Genomic DNA, 17,337 nt, shown 5'->3' on the forward strand with positions numbered 1-17,337 from the left:
AAATAATAATAAAAAGAAAAAGAGAGCTAACTGACTAATCAAAATCAGTTAGCTCTCTTTTTATGAATAATGAAAAAATGTTGCCAAATCGTTGCCACAAAGGGCCTTAACCCTTCAAAAACCCAGTCATTTCAGGCTTTTCCGGGCCTCTGAAATCATTCCCACTCAATGGTTCCCGTGGGCTTCGGCGTCAGATCATAGAGTACCCGGTTGACGCCCGGTACCTCATGGGTAATCCGGTGGGTAATATGCTGCAGCAGGGCAAAAGGCAGATCCTCCACCGTGGCGGTCATAGCATCCACCGTATTCACCGCACGGATGATAACCGGCCACTCGTCAGCCCGCTTGCCATCCCGGACACCAACGCTCTTGATATCGGGAATGGCAGTGAAGTACTGCCACACCTTGCCCTCCAGACCGTTTTTGGCAAACTCCTCCCGCAGGATTGCGTCCGACTCCCGCACCGCCTCCAGACGATCCCGAGTGATGGCGCCCAGGCACCGCACCCCCAGGCCGGGGCCGGGGAAGGGCTGGCGGTAGACCATGTTGTCGGGCAGGCCCAGGGCCTTGCCGCAGGCACAGGCACGCACCTCGTCCTTGAAGAGCATCTTCAGGGGCTCCACCAGTTCAAAGTCAAGGTCCTCCGGCAGGCCGCCTACGTTGTGGTGGCTCTTCACCGCTTTCACTGTCTTGGTGCCCGACTCAATAATATCGGGATAGATGGTGCCCTGGCCCAGGAAGGAGATGCCTTCCAGCTTCCGGGCCTCTTCCTCAAACACCCGGATAAACTCACCGCCGATGATCTTACGCTTCTGCTCCGGATCAGCCACCCCGGCCAGCTTGTCCAGGAACCGGTCCACTGCGTCCACATAGATCAGGTTGGCATCCATCTCATGGCGGAATACCTGGATCACCTGCTCCGGCTCGCCCTTGCGGAGCAGGCCGTGGTTGACGTGAACGCAGGTGAGCTGCTTGCCGATGGCCTTGATAAGCAGGGCGGCCACCACCGAGGAGTCTACACCGCCGGACAAGGCCAGCAAAACCTTTTTATCTCCCACCTGCCGGCGGATCAGCTCGATTTGGTCGGCAATAAAGTTGTCCATATTCCAGTTGGCCTCGGCACCGCACACGCCAAAGACGAAGTTGGACAGGGCCTGCTTCCGGGCCTCGTCATCCTCCGGCCAGGGGGCGTCCCCCTTGTGGTCGACCATCAATACCGGCAGCTCACAGTTATAAATCTCCTTGGAAACGTCAATCTCCACGCCGTCCACCACCCGGTTGGGACCGCCGTTGAGAATGATGCCCTTCACGTTGGGTAAAGCTTGAACCTCTGCCAGGGTAATGTCATGGGGATGAATCTCACTGTAAACACCCAGCGCCCGAACCTCTCGGGCAATTTTGGCGTTCTCCTTGCTGCCAAGGTCCAGGATCAGAATCATGTCCTGCTTCATTGCAGTACCTCCCTGTTCTATGCGCGGTCGGCGGCGGCGCTTTTTGACATTATATCACATTCTCCAGCCTGTGAAAACCTGTCAGCGGCGTTTTGCCAGCTCCTTCCACACCGCCTGGGCAATGACCTCCTGTCCCTCCGGAGACCGAAGAACCTCCAGCACCATGGCCTTGAACTGATCCTTGGCCTGTTTGCTGGAGAAGAGGGCATCCAGCATGGTAGCGCCGCCGCCGCTGGATGCCGACTCCGCCTTGGGCCGCTTGACCGGCGCGGGGCGATATACCGGCTCCTCCTCCGCGGCGGTCAGGCCGCCGCTCATCCAGTCCTCCTGGCGAGTACGATCCCCGCTCTCCCCCCGCAGGTAGAACAGCGACACGCCAAAATAGGCCGCCATCTTCTCCTGCTGGTCTTTAGTTGGGGTAGCACGGCCAGTCTCAAACTTTTCAATGGCGTTTTTGGGAAAACCCAAGGCTGACGCCAGTGCGGGGCGGGACAGGCCCGCCTCGTCCCGCAGGGCCTCAATCCGTTGTGCCATCGTAACCATGTTTTATCTCTCCTTTTTCCAATATGCAAAACGAAAGGGGCCGGATGGCCCCTTTCGTCTGTGTGTGATTTACCGCTGTCCCTTGTCGTAGGGAATACCCTCTGCCTTGGGCGCTCTGGACTTCTTGGAAGTAAAGGCCAGTACGATCAGGGTGATCAGGTAGGGCAGCATCCGGTACAAATGGGGGCTGACACCGATCTCCGCCAGCATAAACACACCGTCACCGTTGATATCGATGCTGGTGTAAGAGGCGGCGATACATTTGAACAAGCCGAACAGCAGGGCTGCACCGGCGATGTTCAGGGGCTTCCAGTTACCGAAGATCATAACCGCCAGGGCCAGGAAGCCGAAGCCTGCCACCTCGCCGGTGGAGGCACAGTTGGCGGTGGTAAGGGCGTACACAAAGCCGCCCATACCGGCCAGGGCACCGGAGATGGTGGTACCGGCATAGCGCATCTTGTACACATTGATGCCCAGAGAGTCGGCAGCCTGGGGATTTTCACCGCAGGAGCGCAGCCGCAGACCAAAGCGGGTCTTGTAGAGCAGAATGGACAGGATGACAAACAGGATGATGCAGATATAAGTGGCCAGATAGGTCTTATCAATGAAGGTGGAGCCGAAGAAGCCCATCTCCTCGCTGCGTCCGTATCCAAAGAAGCTCTTTTTGATCATGAAGTAGCTGGCCGCGTCGCCCTCCGCCATCTGCAGGGTGTTCTGGTTGGCCACGATGCGGATGAAGAAGAGCACCAGGGCGGGAGCCAGCAGGTTCAGAGCGGTACCGCCAATCGTCTGGTCAGCCTTCAGATTCACAGATGCGAAGGAGAGCAGCAGGGAGAAAATGGCGCCCAGCACCGCGGCAACTACCATAGCCAGGATCATAAAGCCCTGGAGGGCTACCCAGTCACCGGCAGCCTTGGCATCTACATAGAAGCCAGCCTGCTGCATCAGCCGCACAAACAGTACGCCAGCAAAGGCACCGAAGATCATAATACCTTCAAGGGCCAGGTTGATGATACCGCTGCGCTCGGCGAACACGCCGGCCAGTGCCACGATCATCAGAGGCACGGCATAGATCAAAGTCTGCTGAATGAGGAACGTCATGCTTCACCGCCTCCTTCCTCCACAGCGGCGCTGTCCGGGGGCGTATCCGGCGGCGTGCCCGGCGGTGTATCCGCCGGAAGCGGCTCTGTGGTTGCGGCCACCGTCTGCACCTTGGCATTCTTACGCTTCTTATGGCCGCTGATGAGCATCCGGATCACCAGAGAGAAAGCGCTGAGGTAAACGATGATGGCAATGATTACGTCGGTAATATATTCGTTGTAGGCGGTCAGGTTGGTCAGCTGCAGGCCCACAATATCCAGCATGGACATGAAGCAGCCGGCAAAAATAACGCCGATGGGATGGCTGGCCGCCAGCAGGGCCACGGGGATACCGTTAAAGCCGGTGGCGGGCAGGGTCTGGTAAGCAGAGGTCCAGTAGAACTCGGTGTTACCGGACAGGTAGTACAGGGAGGCAGCAGCACCGGACAGGGCACCGGCAATAGCCATAGACAGCACGATATTGCGCTTGTCCGCAATACCTGCATACCGGGCGGCATGGCGGTTGGCGCCACAGGCCTTCAGCTGATAGCCCAGGGTGGTCTTGGTCATAAGGATAAAGATCAGGATGGCAATGATGATCGCCACCACAATACCGCCATTGACCTGGGAACCGGGGAAGATCTTGTCCAGCCCCAGCTTGGCCGTCTGCACACCGTTAAACGAAGTCTTATAGATATAGGCCGTCTTGGTGTTCTCCACATGGTTCTGGAGGTTGGCAAACAGGCTGCCATTGTCAAACAGCCAGGTTACCAGGTTGGCGGCGATCCAGTTGGTCATGATACAGGCCAGCACCTCATTGATGTTGAGGAAGGCCTTGACCAGGCCGGGGATACAACCCCAGATGGCACCAGCCAGGCAGCCGCCCACAAAGGCGATCACCCACACCAAGGGAGCAGGCACCACGCTGGTGGGGATAGACAGGGCCAGGATCAAAGTGGCCGCCGTACCCATCAGATACTGACCGGGTGCACCGATGTTGAACAGGCCGGTCTTGAAGGCCACTGCCACCGAGAGACCGGTGAGGATCAGAGGCGTAGCCCGGAAGAGCATATTGCCCATGTTGGTGGAGTTAAATCCGAACGTAAGGGCACCAGCCGCGCTGCGTCCGGTGCTGAACAGGCCGCCGAATACCAGCTGAACGCCCTCCAGCGCACCCTTAATCCCCAAGCTGGGGTTGAAGATACCGACGATCAGGATGATGATGGCGCCCACTGCCAGGCCGATGAGGATGGCGATCAGCGAAGCCAGCACCGATTTGGTACCCTCTTTTTGTAGTAAGGTGGAACCTCTCTCTTTCACGCGCCTTTCCCCTCCTTCTCTGTCCGCTTGGCGCCGGCCATATAGAGGCCCAGCTCCTGGACGGTGGTGGTCTTCGGGTCAAGCTCACCCACGATCTCACCCTCGTACATAACCAGGATGCGGTCGGAAAGACTCATAACCTCGTCCAGCTCCAGGGAGACCAACAACACAGCACGGCCCTTGTCCCGCTCAGCCACCAGCTGCTTGTGGATATACTCGATGGCGCCCACGTCCAGGCCGCGGGTGGGCTGCACCGCAATCAGCAGGGGCTTGTCCCGATCCACTTCCCGGGCAATGATGGCCTTCTGCTGGTTACCGCCCGACATAGACCGGGCAATGGTCACCGGTCCCTGGCCGGAACGCACGTCATATTGCTCGATCAGGGCCTCGGCATACTTCCGTACCTCACCCTTCTTGATAAATCCCAGGTGCTGGAATCTGGGCTCCCGGAACCGCTGGAGTACCATGTTCTGCTCCAGGGTAAAGTCCAGAACCAGGCCGTGCTTATGCCGGTCCTCAGGAATGTGGCTCATGTTCTCCCCGCGCTGATGAATGGAGCAGTGACTGATTTCCTTTCCGCACAGCTGGATAGAACCGCCGCTGCACTTCTCCAAACCGGCAAGGCCGTATACCAGTTCGCTCTGGCCGTTGCCGTCGATGCCCGCAATACATACAATTTCACCCTTGCGGACCTGGAAAGATACGTCATTGACCGCATTGCGCTTATGGGTATGAGAGGGCACCGTCATCCCCTCGACAGAAAGCACCACCTCGCCGGGCGTGGCAGGCGTCTTTTCCACCTGAAGCTGAACCGGCCGGCCCACCATCATATTGGACAGGGACTGCTTGTCGGTGTCTTTGGTATTCACCGTGCCCACATACTTGCCCTTGCGCAGTACGGTGACCCGATCGGCCACAGCCATGATCTCGTTGAGCTTGTGGGAGATGAAGAGGATGCTCTTCCCCTCCTTGGCAAACTCACGCATGGTGGCCATCAGCTCGTCGATCTCCTGGGGAGTCAGTACGGCGGTAGGCTCGTCAAAAATGAGGATCTCATTGTCCCGGTAGAGCATTTTCAGAATCTCTACCCGCTGCTGCATACCGACCGTGATATCCTCCACCTTGGCGTCCAGATCCACGCTCAGGCCGTATTTCTTGGAGATCTCCTCCACCTTTTTCCGGGCCTCTTTCTTCTGCAGGAAGCCCAGCTTAGTGGTCTCCGCGCCCAGAATGATATTGTCCAGCACCGTAAATACATCGATCAGCTTGAAGTGCTGGTGCACCATGCCGATGCCCAACGCCGTAGCGTCGTTGGGGTTATTGATCTTTACTTTCTCGCCATTTTTGCGGATCTCTCCTGCCTCCGGCTGATACAGGCCGAAAAGCACGCTCATCAGAGTCGATTTTCCCGCGCCGTTTTCGCCCAGCAGCGCATGGATCTCTCCTCTGCGCAGCTGGAGGGTGATGTCGTCGTTGGCGATGATACCAGGAAATTCCTTGGTAATGTGGAGCATCTCAATGATGTTCTCAGTCTCCATAATCCTTATCCCGCCCTCCTCCGTGAGTTGGTTGTTTTTATTATACAATATCGGTAGGAGAAACTCAAGAAATTTGTTCTATTCTCCAATTTCTGAGTCTCCTTCTGCGGAAAAAGAAAGAGCGCCCTGCGGAATTCCGCAGGGCGCCCTCCGGATGGACTGATAATCAGATGACGTTCAGAGTCAGGTTGCTCCAATCGGTGGACTCCAGCTTCTCATAGTCGGCGTCCACAACCAGAGAGCCGTCCAGCATCTGCTGATACAGAGCCTCGTACTCCTCCACGGTGAAGGTCTCGAAGCGCCAGGAGCTGTCAGCGGTGGGCAGCTCAACGGCGTTCTCGTTCACGCCCAGAGAGGTAGCAGCGCCGCCGATGGTGTCGAAGGTGCCGTCATAGACGTGACCCACGGCCCACTGCACAGCGTCGGACAGACCCTTCATGGCGGAGGTAACAACGTAATCGGACTCGCCGGACTGGTCCACGTCCACGCCGATGACATAGCCGTCATTGGCGGAAGCGGCAGCGGCGATGGACTGGAACATGGAGCCGCCGCAGGCAAAGACGATCTCGGTGCCGTTGGCATACCAGCCGCTGATCATGGTCTGCAGCTCGGTGGAGCCGGAGAAGGTGGCGCCGTACTGCCAGGAGTAGTTCATCTCAACGTTGGTGCCCAGTTCCTTAGCGGCGTCATTGGCGCCCTGGACATAGCCGTAGCCGAAACGGCAGCAGGCAGGGTTGGTGCCGCCGCCGCCGCCGGAGAAGCCCAGCTTGGTGAAGCCGTCCTTCACAGCGGCATAGCCGGCCAGGTAACCAGCCTGCTCTTCCTTGAAGGCGATGCCGGCCACGTTGGTCAGGGTGTTGCCAGCGTCATCGGTGAGGGGATAGCCGTCGATAAAGACGAAGGGAACGTCGGGATTGTCGATGGCGGCCTTCTTCAGAGCAGCCTCCTGCAGGTAGCCGGCGCAGACAACCACTTCGGCACCGCCGTCCACGGCGGCCTTCATGGCATCATAACGGTCATCGTCGGTAGCCTCGCTGCCGTTGGCGGGCTGATAGTACTTGTAGGACAGGCCGTTGGCGGCAGCATACAGCTTCACGCCGTCGAAGGTACCCTGGTTGAAGGACTTGTCCTTCAGCTGGCCCACGTCAGTGACGAAAGCCACCTGATACTTGCCGTCCTCAGAGGTCATGGTGTCGGGGATGGAGTCGGGATCAGTGGCAGCCTCGCCGCCGGGGGTCTCGCTGTTGCCGGGGGTGGTCTCCACGTTGCCGGGAGTCTCACTGTTGCCGCTGGGGGTCTCGGTGGTACCGCCACCACCGCCACAGGCTGCCAGGCCCACGATCATCGCAAGAGAGAGCAGCAGCGCAAGGAGCTTCTTAGACTTCTTCAATGTGATCTACCTTCCTTTCATATCACACAAATCGCCCAGGTCGGTCTGCAACGGCGTTGTTTCTCCTCCCTGAGCTTGGTCTTATTATACTCTGTTCCCGAAAAAAGGGCAACCTACAATTTACACAAACCATTCAATTTTTACAAATTCTCAACGCTGTTTTCCTAGCTCTCCCAGTAAAAATGGCAAAGGAGCGGCCTTCTGCCGCTCCTTTGCCATAATTTGTCACTGAATGGAGACCACTTCGTAGCCTGCTTCCGTAACAGCGTTCTTCAATACCTCGTCCGCCACATCCTTACTCAGAGTAACGGTGGCGGTCTTGGCGGCCAGATCCACAGTGGCGGTCACACCGTCGATGGCATTGAGCGCCTTCTCCACATGGGCCTGGCAATGGGCGCACATCATTCCGTTGATGGTCATAGTCTTGGTCATGGTACTCGTTCCTTTCTGTGTTTCAATTTGCTCCGCCGGCGCCTCGGGATGGAGGGGCCGGAAAAACTTCAGACGCAGGGCGTTGGACACCACACACACCGAGCTGAGGCTCATAGCAGCGGCGCCGAACATGGGAGAGAGTTGCCAGCCGGTGATGGGGAACCATACCCCGGCGGCCAGCGGGATGCCGATGATGTTATAAATAAAGGCCCAGAACAGGTTCTCCTTGATATTGCGAATCACCTTTTTGGACAGGCGCACGGCGGTGACCGCGTCCAGCAGGTCGCTCTTCATCAGCACCACGTCGGCCGACTCGATAGCCACGTCGGTGCCCGCCCCGATGGCCATGCCCACATCGGCCCGGGCCAGGGCTGGGGCGTCGTTGATACCGTCGCCGATCATGGCCACCCGCTTCCCCTGGGCCTGGAGCTCGGCCACCACCTTCTCCTTATCCTGGGGCAGCACCTCAGCAATCACCTGAGTAACCCCCAGCTCCCGGCCTACCGCCTCGGCGGTACGCCGGTTGTCGCCGGTGAGCATGACCACGTCGATACCCAGCTCCCGGAAGCCTCGGATGGCTGCGGCACTGGTGGGTTTGGGAGGATCGGCCACAGCTACAATCCCCAACACCTTACCATGCTCGGCAAAGTACAGCGGGGTCTTGCCGTTTTGTGCCAGAGCTTCTCCCCTGTCGCCAAAGCCCTCCAGGGAAATGCCCGCCTCCTCCAGCATGGCCCGGTTGCCCGCCAGCACGGGAACACCGTGGAGCGTGCCCCGGACCCCCCGTCCGGACAGGGCCTGAAAGTCCTGGATGGGAGCCAGAGGAATGTTTCGCTTCTCCGCCTCGGTCAGGATGGCCTCGGCCAGTGGATGCTCAGAGGGCTTCTCCAAAGAGGCCGCTACGCACAGCAGTTCCTCCTCCGTCACCCCCTCCGCTGGGATGCAGTCGGTGACCGCCGGTTTTCCCTGAGTCAGGGTGCCTGTCTTGTCCACCACCACGGTACGGACCGTGTGGAGGGTTTCCAACGCCTCGGCGGATTTAATGAGGATGCCGTTTTCCGCGCCCTTGCCGGTACCCACCATAATGGCCACCGGAGTAGCCAGGCCCAGGGCGCAGGGGCAGGAGATCACCAGCACCGCCACTCCGGCGGTGAGGGCAGACTCAATGGACCGGGTAAGAACAAACCACACCACCGCCGTCACCAGAGCGATGCCGATCACCACCGGTACAAAGACCCCAGCCACCTTGTCGGCCAGTTTGGCAATGGGTGCCTTGGAGGCAGAGGCCTCCTCCACCAATTTGATCATCTGGGCCAGGGTGGTGTCCTCCCCTACCCGGGTGGCCCGGAACACAAAGTAACCGGATTTATTGATGGTAGCGGCGGCTACCTGGTCGCCGGTCCCCTTCTCCACTGGCAGGGACTCACCGGTGAGAGCAGACTCGTCCACCGAGGAGTTCCCTTCCACCACGATCCCGTCCACCGGGATGCGGCCGCCGGGACGCACCACCACCAGGTCGCCCATCGTTACCTCTTCCACCGGGATCTCCACCTCTGCTCCATTCCGCAGAACAGCAGCGGTTTTAGGGGCCAGATCCATCAGACGGGTAATGGCCTGACTGGTCTTTCCTTTGGACCGGGTCTCCAGCCACTTGCCCAGGGTAATGAGGGTAAGGATCATACCGGCTGACTCAAAGTACAGATCCATGGACCACTTGTCCACCCGGGCCTGATCTCCGTGGCCCAGGCCCCAAGCGATCTGGAGCAGGGCGGCCACGCCGTAGATCACGGCAGCGGAGGACCCCAGGGCAATCAGGGAGTCCATGTTGGGTGAGCGGTGCCACAACGTTTTAAAGCCTACCTTATAGTATTTGTCGTTGATATACATAATGGGCAGGGTAAGCAGGAACTGAATCAGAGCCACCACAAACACATTGCCCGGATCGTGGAAAAAGGCGGGCAGAGGCCAGCCCATCATGTGGCCCATGGCGATATAGAAGAGAGGCACCAGGAAAATGAGGGAGGTCAAAAACCGTCGCTTCATACCGGCGGCCTCCACCTCCATCCTATTGACCTGCTTAGGCTGGGCCGTCACTCCTTTGACTGCCGGGAGGGAGGCTCCGTAGCCCGCCTCCTCCACCGCGTGGATGATCTGCCCGGCGTCGGTGACACCCTCGTCGTAGTCCACCACCATGGAGTTGCCCAGCAGATTCACATTGACCCCGTCCACGCCGGCCACTTTGCACACGGCCTTTTCCACATGAGCCGAACACGCCGCGCAGGTCATGCCTTGTACATCGAACTTTTGCTTCATGGTCTCACCATATCGTCTTTCTACTTTAAAATCTTGCCCAGCGTGCCGATAAACTCATCCACCTTCTGGCTGCGCTCCTCCGGCGTTTCCGCCTCCTGAACGCAGTGCTTGAGATGGGCCGCCAGGATCTCTTTATTGGTACGGTTCAAAATAGCTTCCGTAGCCATAAGCTGCTGGGAGATATCGATACAATATCGATTCTCTTCCACCATTTTTATAATTCCGTCAATCTGTCCCCGGGCGGTACGCAGCAGCCGGAGGACTGTTTTCTGGTCTGCCATCATATCAGACACCCCCCTGGGGTGTAGTATAGCATCATCAGTTAGTCGTGTCAACCTCCCCTGTCGAAAAGTCCCGGAAAAAAGTAGGAAAAAAGGGGTTGACATATTAGAATATTTGAATATAATAATATACAGATCAAGACAGGGAGGTGATCCTATGGAAGGTACGGATTCCATCTATCTGGAGAAGGCGGAGCTGCTGAAGGCCCTGTCCCATCCCGTCCGACTGCGGATCGTCCGGGGCCTGCTCCACTGCGGCTGCCGCAACGTGGGCTGCATGGAAGCCAACACCGGTCAGTCCCAGTCCTGCATCTCCCAGCACCTGATGCGCCTGAAGGCCGCTGGTATCGTAAAGGCGGCCCGTTCGGGCAACGAGGTCTATTACGAGGTCTCCGATCCTCAGACAGCGGCTGTGATTGCCGCTCTGTTCGGAGAGTGTGAGGAGGAATACCATTGTACGACATCGCAGTAATCGGCAGCGGCCCTGCCGGCCTGTCGGCCGCCGTCCAGGCACGGGTTCGAAATAAATCGGTGCTGGTGGTGGGCGGTGACGACCGGGATAATCCCCTCTATAAAACCCCACGCATCGAAAACTACCTGGGCTTTCCCCAAGCCAGCGGACAGGAACTGCTGGATCGGTTCCACGCCCACGCCCGGGAAATGGGGGCCGAACGAAAAGAGGGCCGTGTTCTGAATATCATGCCCATGGGCGACACATTCTATCTCAGCATCGGTTCTGAGATGGAACAGGCCCGGGCCATCATTCTAGCTACCGGCGTGGTGTGGGCCAACAAGTATCCCGGCGAGGCGGAGTATCTGGGCCGGGGCGTCAGCTACTGCGCCACCTGCGACGGAATGCTCTACCGGGGCAAGGAAGTCGTTGTGGTGGGTAAAGCCGCCGACGCCCCTCAGGAGGCCAACTACCTCCAGGAGCTGGGATGTAAGGTCACCTACGTCAGCGACAAGGCCCCCGACGGCCTGCGGCCCGACATTCCCTATGTGAAGGCTCCCAAGGTGGAGATTACCGGCAGCAGCAAGGTGGAATCCATTCGGGCCGGCAGCACCACCATTCCCTGTGAGGGTGTGTTCATCCTCCGCCCCTCGGTGGCTCCCGCCGATCTGCTCCCCGGCCTGACGCTGGAGGGCGGATACATCCAGGTGGACCGGAACATGGCTACCAATGTCCCCGGCGTCTTTGCCGCCGGCGATTGCACCGGCCTCCCGCTCCAGGTATCCAAAGCCGTGGGCGAAGGCCTGGTGGCCGGCCTGCGGGCTGCGGAATACGTAGACCACATAAGCAATTCAAATTGATTTGATACAGAGAAAGGATGTTATCTATGTCTATCATTCATCTGACCAATGAGGCTTTTGACAAGGCGGTTTCCAATGGTATCTCCATGGTGGATTTCTGGGCTTCCTGGTGCGGTCCCTGCAAGATGCTGGCCCCCGTGATGGAGGATCTGGCGGGCAAGTACGAGGGCAAAGCCCTGGTGGGCAAGGTCAACGTGGACGACGAGCCCGACCTGGCCATGCGCTTCGGTGTCATGAGCATCCCCACCGTCATTTTCCTGAAGGACGGCAAGGAGTTTGACCGCAAGGTGGGCGTCATGCCTCCCCAGGCCTACACCGCCGTGCTGGATGCCAACCTGTAATATCATTCGTGCAGCAAAAAGGGCTGCCGCCAAATCTGGCGGCAGCCCTTTTGTTGTACCGATCAGCCCCGCACCTTTTTCAGCAGAGCCTCAATTTCCTCCGGCTTGAGCACCTTACCATAGGACACCACTTTTCCATCCACCACCAGGCCGGGCGTAGTCATGATCCCGTACTGAGCGATCTGGGTAAAGTCGGTGACATGGCCGATGGTAGACTGTGTGTCTCCCATCCGCTCCAGCGCCGCCCGGGTATTTGCCTCCAGCGTCCGGCAGTTCTGACAGCCGGAACCCAGGATGAGAATGGATGCCTCCGTCTGCTCAGGCGCGGCGCTGCCGCCGCAGCCGCAGGCACAGCAGCAGCTGTTCTTTTCCTTCTTGCCAAATCCAAACAGTCCCATTACAAGTTACCTCCATGAATGATTTGATATGGTTCTCAGATTACGAAAAAATATTGAAAGAAATTGAAGAAATAGCCCACCAGAATAATGCCTGCCGTGCAGATCCCGATAAAAGCCGCCAGCAGCCGGGGCTTCACCGCCTTCTTCAGCATGATGAGCGAGGGCAGGCTCAGCGTGGTCACCGCCATCATGAAGGACAGGATGGTTCCCAGGCTGGCTCCTTTAAACAGCAGGCTCTCCGCCACCGGGATGGTACCAAATATATCGGCGTACATGGGCACCCCCACCAGGGTTGCCAAAATTACCGCCGCGGGATTACGGCTGCCCAGTACAGTCTCCACCCAGGTCTGGGGAATCACATTGTGGATCACTGCACCGATGGCCACCCCGATCAAAATATAGGGCGTCACCTTTCGGATGGTGCTGAGCAGCTGCTCTTTGGCGTAGGCCGCCCGGTCTCGGCGAGTCAGCTTCTCCCCTTCCAGCTCAATATTGGGTGCATTTTTGATGAAGTCCTCCACATACCGGTCCATGCCCAGCTTTTCCAGCAGCGTACCTCCGATCACCGCCACCACCAGGCCCAGCACCACATATACCACCGCTATGCGGGCACCAAAAATGCTCATCAACAGTACCAGCGAGCCCAGATCCACCATGGGCGAGGAGATGAGAAAGGAAAAGGTCACCCCTACAGGCAGTCCGGCACTGGTAAATCCCATAAAAATCGGGATGGAAGAGCAGGAGCAAAAGGGGGTCACCGTTCCCAGAAGAGCCGCCACCGTATTGGCCCCAAGCCCGTGAAATCGTCCCAAGATGCGCTTGGTCCGTTCCGGCGGGAAGTAGCTTTGCAGATAGGATATGCCAAAAATCAGCACCGACAGCAGAATGAAAATTTTGATGGTATCGTAAATGAAAAAGTGCAGACTGCCGCCCAGAGTGCTGTCCAGCTTCAGGCCCAGCGCCTCCAGTATGGCACCGATTAGCTCGTTGAGCCACTGCATACCCAGGACCTGGTCCTGGATAAACCGGCCAAAAGCGCTTAAAAAATCCATCTAACTATCCCCTTTCCAGCAGATATATTCATAGATCTAAATATATCGATATGATATTCATAAGAAAAGCCACCGTCCGAACGATGGCTTTATTTTCGGCAAACACGCCCTGTATCAGAAGCGTCCCCGCTGTTGGTAAGAGCCTGAAGCCGCTCCCGGGCCCGCTGAGCGCCCTCCTCACTGATGGCATAGTGCATCCACTTTCCCTCTGGATGCCCTACCACCACACCGGAATCACACAGGATCTTCATGTGGTAGGACAGGGTCGATTGGCTGATCTCCAGGTCCTCCAGCAGCACACAGGCGCACTTCTCTCCTCCACGGAGCAGCTCCAGAATTTTCAGCCGGTTGGGGTCGCAAAAGGCTTTAAATATTCTGGCGTCCTCAGCATGGCGGTCCATGGTCTCCCCTCCAATCAATCGAATTTTTTCGATGTGTAGATCATACTCCATAGATGGTCATCTGTCAACAGCTATTTTTGGCGCAAGAAAAAGTGCCCATCTCACCAGAGACAGGCACTTATTCTCACTCATCCTCTTCTCCCAGCAGATGGGAAGCCAGCGCACAGATCACACCGGCAATGGGATAGACGATCCATCCCCAGGCCCAGCCCCAGTTTCCACCGTAGTCCCCTTCCAGGGCCATGGAGCCAAACCCTAGAATCATGTAAATCACGGTGGCGGCCAGCATGATGGCCCCGCACACCTTGCCCACCTTCTTCCGTTGAGCTACCGCCTCCGGGCTGGGGTCGTGCTCCTTGTTCCACTGGTCAATCTCATATTTGCCCTTCCGCAGGACAGCCCATACCAGCACCGCCACGCCAATCGCGATGATGATCAGGAACACCGCCGCTACCTTAGCCTCCGCCCGATCACCCATCAGCTCCGCACTGTCCCCCAGCAGGATCAGCCACACCACCGCCAGGAAAAAGCCCACGATAGGCAGAGCGATGAGGAAGGGATAGCGATTCAGGAACCGCTCCCGCTGCTCTTTGGTATAGAAATCCTGAAGGACCGGGTGTTCCTTCTCAAAGCGATCATAGCGCATACCGACAATCACCAGGATGGCCACCGCCACCGCGATCCCCGAGATGAGCACCGCCGCCACCCAATTCTCCGGCATACCCACCGCACCGTAGAGCCCCAGCGCGCCCCCCACCGACAGGATGATAAGCCCTGTCGCCATGGCGATCCAATTGGAGAACCAGTTCATAAAACGGTCGTATCCAACGGCGTCGGTCTGATAATTGGCCCGCACATCCCCCCGCAGCAGGGTGTCCAGGTCGGTGTGGAACAGCTCACACAGCACCAGTAATTTTTCCATTTCTGGAAAACTGGTATCCGACTCCCACTTGCTCACCGACTGCCGGGACACCTGAAGGGCCTCGGCCAGTCCCTCCTGGGTCATCCCGGCCCGGTCCCGGAGAAATTGTAGATTCGTCCCAAAACTCATGGTCTCTGCCTCCTCTCAAGGTGGCTAAAACATATCAAAACCCAAGCGCAACTGAAACCAATTTGCAGTTGCGTTTGGGTTTTTTCCTGTAAACTTCCGGTTGCATCAGGCTTTTTGCCCTCAAAAAGTGCTCAGTGGGACCGGCCGCCCAGCATGGCGTTCAGCTCCGCCTGGGTACAGTGATAATCCCCGTCTCCGCTGCGGCGGTAGGACCCTCTGCGGAGATTGCCCCCGATATACACCGGCCGCTGATCCTGTTCCGCCATAGGCACGGTAATGGCCACAATATCCCCGCCGTCCACATGGAGGATCTGGATGTCCTCCTCCTGGAGGATGTTGAGGCTCACCACTGCCGGATCGTCCAGCCCGGCAATGAACTCCTCCACCATGCCCTGGGGGTCCAGCAGGCCCTGTACCCGCAGGCTGTGGTCGGGCAGCTCCTCCACCCCCAGCAGGATCACCCCGCCGTAGCTATTGGCAAAGGCGGAGTAGGTCTCCCAGATGCTGTGGGGCAGGCCGCCGGTGGCCAGCTTGGCCTCCAGGCGATTGTTTTCCCGGTAATGGCTGATCTGGGTAAAATCAAACATGGTTTCGCTCCTCTATACCCGCACGCCGCCCAGGATCTCCCCGATAGGTCCGGCAATCACCAGGTCGGCCTCCTTGTCGTAGGGGGTGGGGCTCTTGTTGATGAGGGTCAGCTTGTTCCCCCGGTAGTAGCGGATGAGACCCGCCGCCGGATACACCGCCAGAGAGGTGCCGCCGATGATGAGCATATCCGCCCGGGAGATGGCCAGCACAGCGGCCTCGATGGTCTCCTGGTCCAGGGACTCCTCATAGAGCACCACATCAGGCTTGATCATGCCGCCGCACACCGGGCAGTGGGGCACGCCCTTCTGCTCCATCATAAAGTCCAGGTCGTAGAACTGACGGCACTTCATGCAGTAGTTGCGGTGGACCGAGCCGTGGAGCTCGTAGACGTTGACGCTGCCCGCCGCCTGGTGAAGGCCGTCAATGTTCTGGGTCACCACCGCTTTCAGCTTGCCCGCCCGCTCCAGCTCCGCCAGCTTCAGATGGGCCGCATTGGGTTTGGCGTCCGGAAAGAGCATCTTGTTGTGGTAGAAGCGGTAGAACTCCTCCGGATTCTTCTGGAAGAAGGTGTGGCTCAGAATGGTCTCCGGGGGATACTGGTATTGCTGGTTGTACAGGCCGTCCACGCTGCGGAAATCAGGGATGCCGCTCTCGGTGGACACACCTGCCCCGCCGAAAAAGATGATATTCTCATTCTCGTCGATCCACTTCTGGAGCTGTTCCAGTTTTTGATCCATACCAAACCCTCCTTACGGTGCTTTCCGGTGGCGGCAGTAGGTGTGGGGGCAGCTGGAGCAGCCGCCGCAGTCGCACCCCCGCTTGCCCTTCAAATTCTGATGGAAGCGATAGATCAGGTAGACCGCCGCCCAGATAATGAGGACGGCCACCCCGGCGTAGATCAGGTATTTCAACATAGCGTTACCTCAAAAACAGAGAGCCGATCTGGTAGACCAGGAAGGAACCCAGCCAGGCCGCCCCCAGCTGCCAGCAGATGGAGGCCAGAGTCCACTTGGCGGAGTTCATCTCCTTGCGAATGGTGGACACCGCCGCCACACAGGGCACATAGAGCAGCACAAACACCAGGAAGGAATAGGCCGCCAGGGGGCTCTGGAACGTGCCGCCCAGGGCCGCGGCAATGGCGGTGCCGCTGGCGGTGACGGAGAAGCCGTAGAACATACTCATGGAGGACACCACCATCTCCTTGGCGACCAGGCCGGAGAGGAGGGCCACCGCCGCCTGCCAGGTACCGAAGCCCAGCGGCGCGAAGAGGGGGGCCAGGAAGGACCCGATGGCGCCCAGGATGGAATATTCCTCGTTGGACACCATACCGAAGGCGCCGCCCTCAAAGCCGAAGGTCTGGAGGAACCACAGCAGCACGCTCATGGCCAGGATCAGAGTGCCCGCCTTGATGAGGAAGCCCTTCACCTTCTCCCACACATGGAGGGCGATGTTCTTCAGGGTGGGCAGGCGGTAGGGGGGCAGCTCCAGCACAAAGGCGGCGGGCTCACCCTTGAACACCAGTTTCTTCAGCAGGATGCCGGAGAGAATGGCGAAGATCAGGCCCAGGAAGTAGAGGGAAAACACCACCAGGCCGCCATACCGTGGGAAGAAGGCGGCGGTGAGCAGGCCGTACACCGGCAGCCGGGCGGAGCAGGACATGAAGGGCACCAGCATGATGGTCATGCGGCGGTCCTTCTCATTCTCCATGGTGCGGGCGCCCATAACGGCGGGCACCGTACAGCCAAAGCCCATCAGCATAGGGATAAAGGCTTTGCCGCTGAGGCCGAAGCGCCGCAGCAGCCGGTCCATGATGAAGGCGGCCCGGGCCATATAGCCCGAGTCCTCCAG

Annotated in this window: 19 protein-coding genes; 3 read left to right on the forward strand and 16 right to left on the reverse strand. The window is 58.4% G+C overall.

Translation table 11 applies throughout. The features are described from left to right. Positions 1-155 precede the first annotated feature (155 nt). The 8 genes from guaA to IHN22_RS09390 form a co-directional block, all read right to left on the reverse strand. Positions 156-1,451, reverse strand: a complete 1,296-nt coding sequence (gene guaA / locus IHN22_RS09355; protein ID WP_191434947.1) for a glutamine-hydrolyzing GMP synthase — start codon at positions 1,449-1,451, stop codon at positions 156-158. Positions 1,452-1,532: 81 nt separating this feature from the next. Further along, a complete protein-coding gene (locus IHN22_RS09360; protein WP_087328450.1) occupies positions 1,533-1,994 on the reverse strand; it encodes a helix-turn-helix domain-containing protein in 462 nt (153 codons plus the stop codon). Positions 1,995-2,063: 69 nt separating this feature from the next. Further along, positions 2,064-3,095: an ABC transporter permease gene (locus IHN22_RS09365; RefSeq protein WP_087188535.1), complete on the reverse strand. Its 1,032-nt coding sequence runs from the start codon at positions 3,093-3,095 to the stop codon at positions 2,064-2,066. Continuing rightward, the gene (locus IHN22_RS09370; protein ID WP_191434949.1) at positions 3,092-4,393 is read right to left on the reverse strand and encodes an ABC transporter permease; all 1,302 of its coding nucleotides are present in this window, start codon (positions 4,391-4,393) and stop codon (positions 3,092-3,094) included. The genes IHN22_RS09365 and IHN22_RS09370 overlap by 4 nt, the downstream gene beginning before the upstream one ends. After that, positions 4,390-5,931, reverse strand: a complete 1,542-nt coding sequence (locus tag IHN22_RS09375) for an ABC transporter ATP-binding protein (protein ID WP_191434951.1) — start codon at positions 5,929-5,931, stop codon at positions 4,390-4,392. Before IHN22_RS09375 ends, IHN22_RS09370 begins: the two co-directional genes overlap by 4 nt. Before the next feature lie 166 nt (positions 5,932-6,097). Next, the gene (locus IHN22_RS09380; protein WP_191434953.1) at positions 6,098-7,321 is read right to left on the reverse strand and encodes a BMP family lipoprotein; all 1,224 of its coding nucleotides are present in this window, start codon (positions 7,319-7,321) and stop codon (positions 6,098-6,100) included. Positions 7,322-7,546: 225 nt separating this feature from the next. Further along, the gene (locus IHN22_RS09385; protein WP_191434954.1) at positions 7,547-10,066 is read right to left on the reverse strand and encodes a heavy metal translocating P-type ATPase; all 2,520 of its coding nucleotides are present in this window, start codon (positions 10,064-10,066) and stop codon (positions 7,547-7,549) included. 20 nt (positions 10,067-10,086) lie between these two features. Beyond that, positions 10,087-10,350: a metal-sensing transcriptional repressor gene (locus tag IHN22_RS09390; protein ID WP_087188540.1), complete on the reverse strand. Its 264-nt coding sequence runs from the start codon at positions 10,348-10,350 to the stop codon at positions 10,087-10,089. A 154-nt stretch (positions 10,351-10,504) separates the two neighbouring features. Here IHN22_RS09390 and IHN22_RS09395 point away from each other — a divergent pair, with 154 nt between their 5' ends. The 3 genes from IHN22_RS09395 to trxA are packed head-to-tail and all read left to right on the forward strand — an operon-like array spanning position 10,505 to position 11,999. Further along, a complete protein-coding gene (locus IHN22_RS09395; protein ID WP_087188541.1) occupies positions 10,505-10,819 on the forward strand; it encodes an ArsR/SmtB family transcription factor in 315 nt (104 codons plus the stop codon). Beyond that, positions 10,801-11,658, forward strand: a complete 858-nt coding sequence (locus IHN22_RS09400; protein WP_191434956.1) for an NAD(P)/FAD-dependent oxidoreductase — start codon at positions 10,801-10,803, stop codon at positions 11,656-11,658. Before IHN22_RS09395 ends, IHN22_RS09400 begins: the two co-directional genes overlap by 19 nt. Before the next feature lie 26 nt (positions 11,659-11,684). After that, entirely contained in the window at positions 11,685-11,999 is a 315-nt protein-coding gene (gene trxA / locus IHN22_RS09405; protein ID WP_087398503.1) for a thioredoxin, read from the forward strand. 62 nt (positions 12,000-12,061) lie between these two features. Here the strand turns inward: trxA and IHN22_RS09410 are convergent, their stop codons facing one another. The 8 genes from IHN22_RS09410 to feoB all read right to left on the reverse strand — a co-directional run. Then, entirely contained in the window at positions 12,062-12,397 is a 336-nt protein-coding gene (locus IHN22_RS09410) for a thioredoxin family protein (RefSeq protein ID WP_191434959.1), read from the reverse strand. A gap of 35 nt (positions 12,398-12,432) precedes the next feature. Beyond that, a complete protein-coding gene (locus IHN22_RS09415) occupies positions 12,433-13,449 on the reverse strand; it encodes a permease (RefSeq protein WP_191434961.1) in 1,017 nt (338 codons plus the stop codon). A gap of 89 nt (positions 13,450-13,538) precedes the next feature. Then, entirely contained in the window at positions 13,539-13,850 is a 312-nt protein-coding gene (locus IHN22_RS09420; protein WP_191434963.1) for an ArsR/SmtB family transcription factor, read from the reverse strand. Between the two features lie 124 nt (positions 13,851-13,974). After that, a complete protein-coding gene (locus IHN22_RS09425) occupies positions 13,975-14,901 on the reverse strand; it encodes a helix-turn-helix domain-containing protein (RefSeq protein WP_087389169.1) in 927 nt (308 codons plus the stop codon). 131 nt (positions 14,902-15,032) lie between these two features. Next, positions 15,033-15,488, reverse strand: coding sequence for an AlbA family DNA-binding domain-containing protein (locus tag IHN22_RS09430; RefSeq protein ID WP_191434965.1), 456 nt, complete (start codon positions 15,486-15,488; stop codon positions 15,033-15,035). 12 nt (positions 15,489-15,500) lie between these two features. Further along, on the reverse strand, positions 15,501-16,226 hold the full coding sequence (locus tag IHN22_RS09435) for an NAD-dependent protein deacylase (protein ID WP_191434967.1): 726 nt from the start codon (positions 16,224-16,226) through the stop codon (positions 15,501-15,503). A gap of 12 nt (positions 16,227-16,238) precedes the next feature. Next, positions 16,239-16,403 (reverse strand): FeoB-associated Cys-rich membrane protein, encoded by a 165-nt coding sequence (locus IHN22_RS09440; protein WP_087188550.1) that lies wholly within the window; start codon positions 16,401-16,403, stop codon positions 16,239-16,241. Positions 16,404-16,407: 4 nt separating this feature from the next. After that, positions 16,408-17,337, reverse strand: a 930-nt coding sequence (feoB, locus tag IHN22_RS09445; protein ID WP_191434969.1) for a ferrous iron transport protein B, incomplete at its 5' end; no start/stop codon positions are given.

The sequence above is a fragment of the Flavonifractor sp. An112 genome, assembly GCF_904377885.1.
Lineage (GTDB): Bacteria > Bacillota > Clostridia > Oscillospirales > Oscillospiraceae > Flavonifractor > Flavonifractor avicola.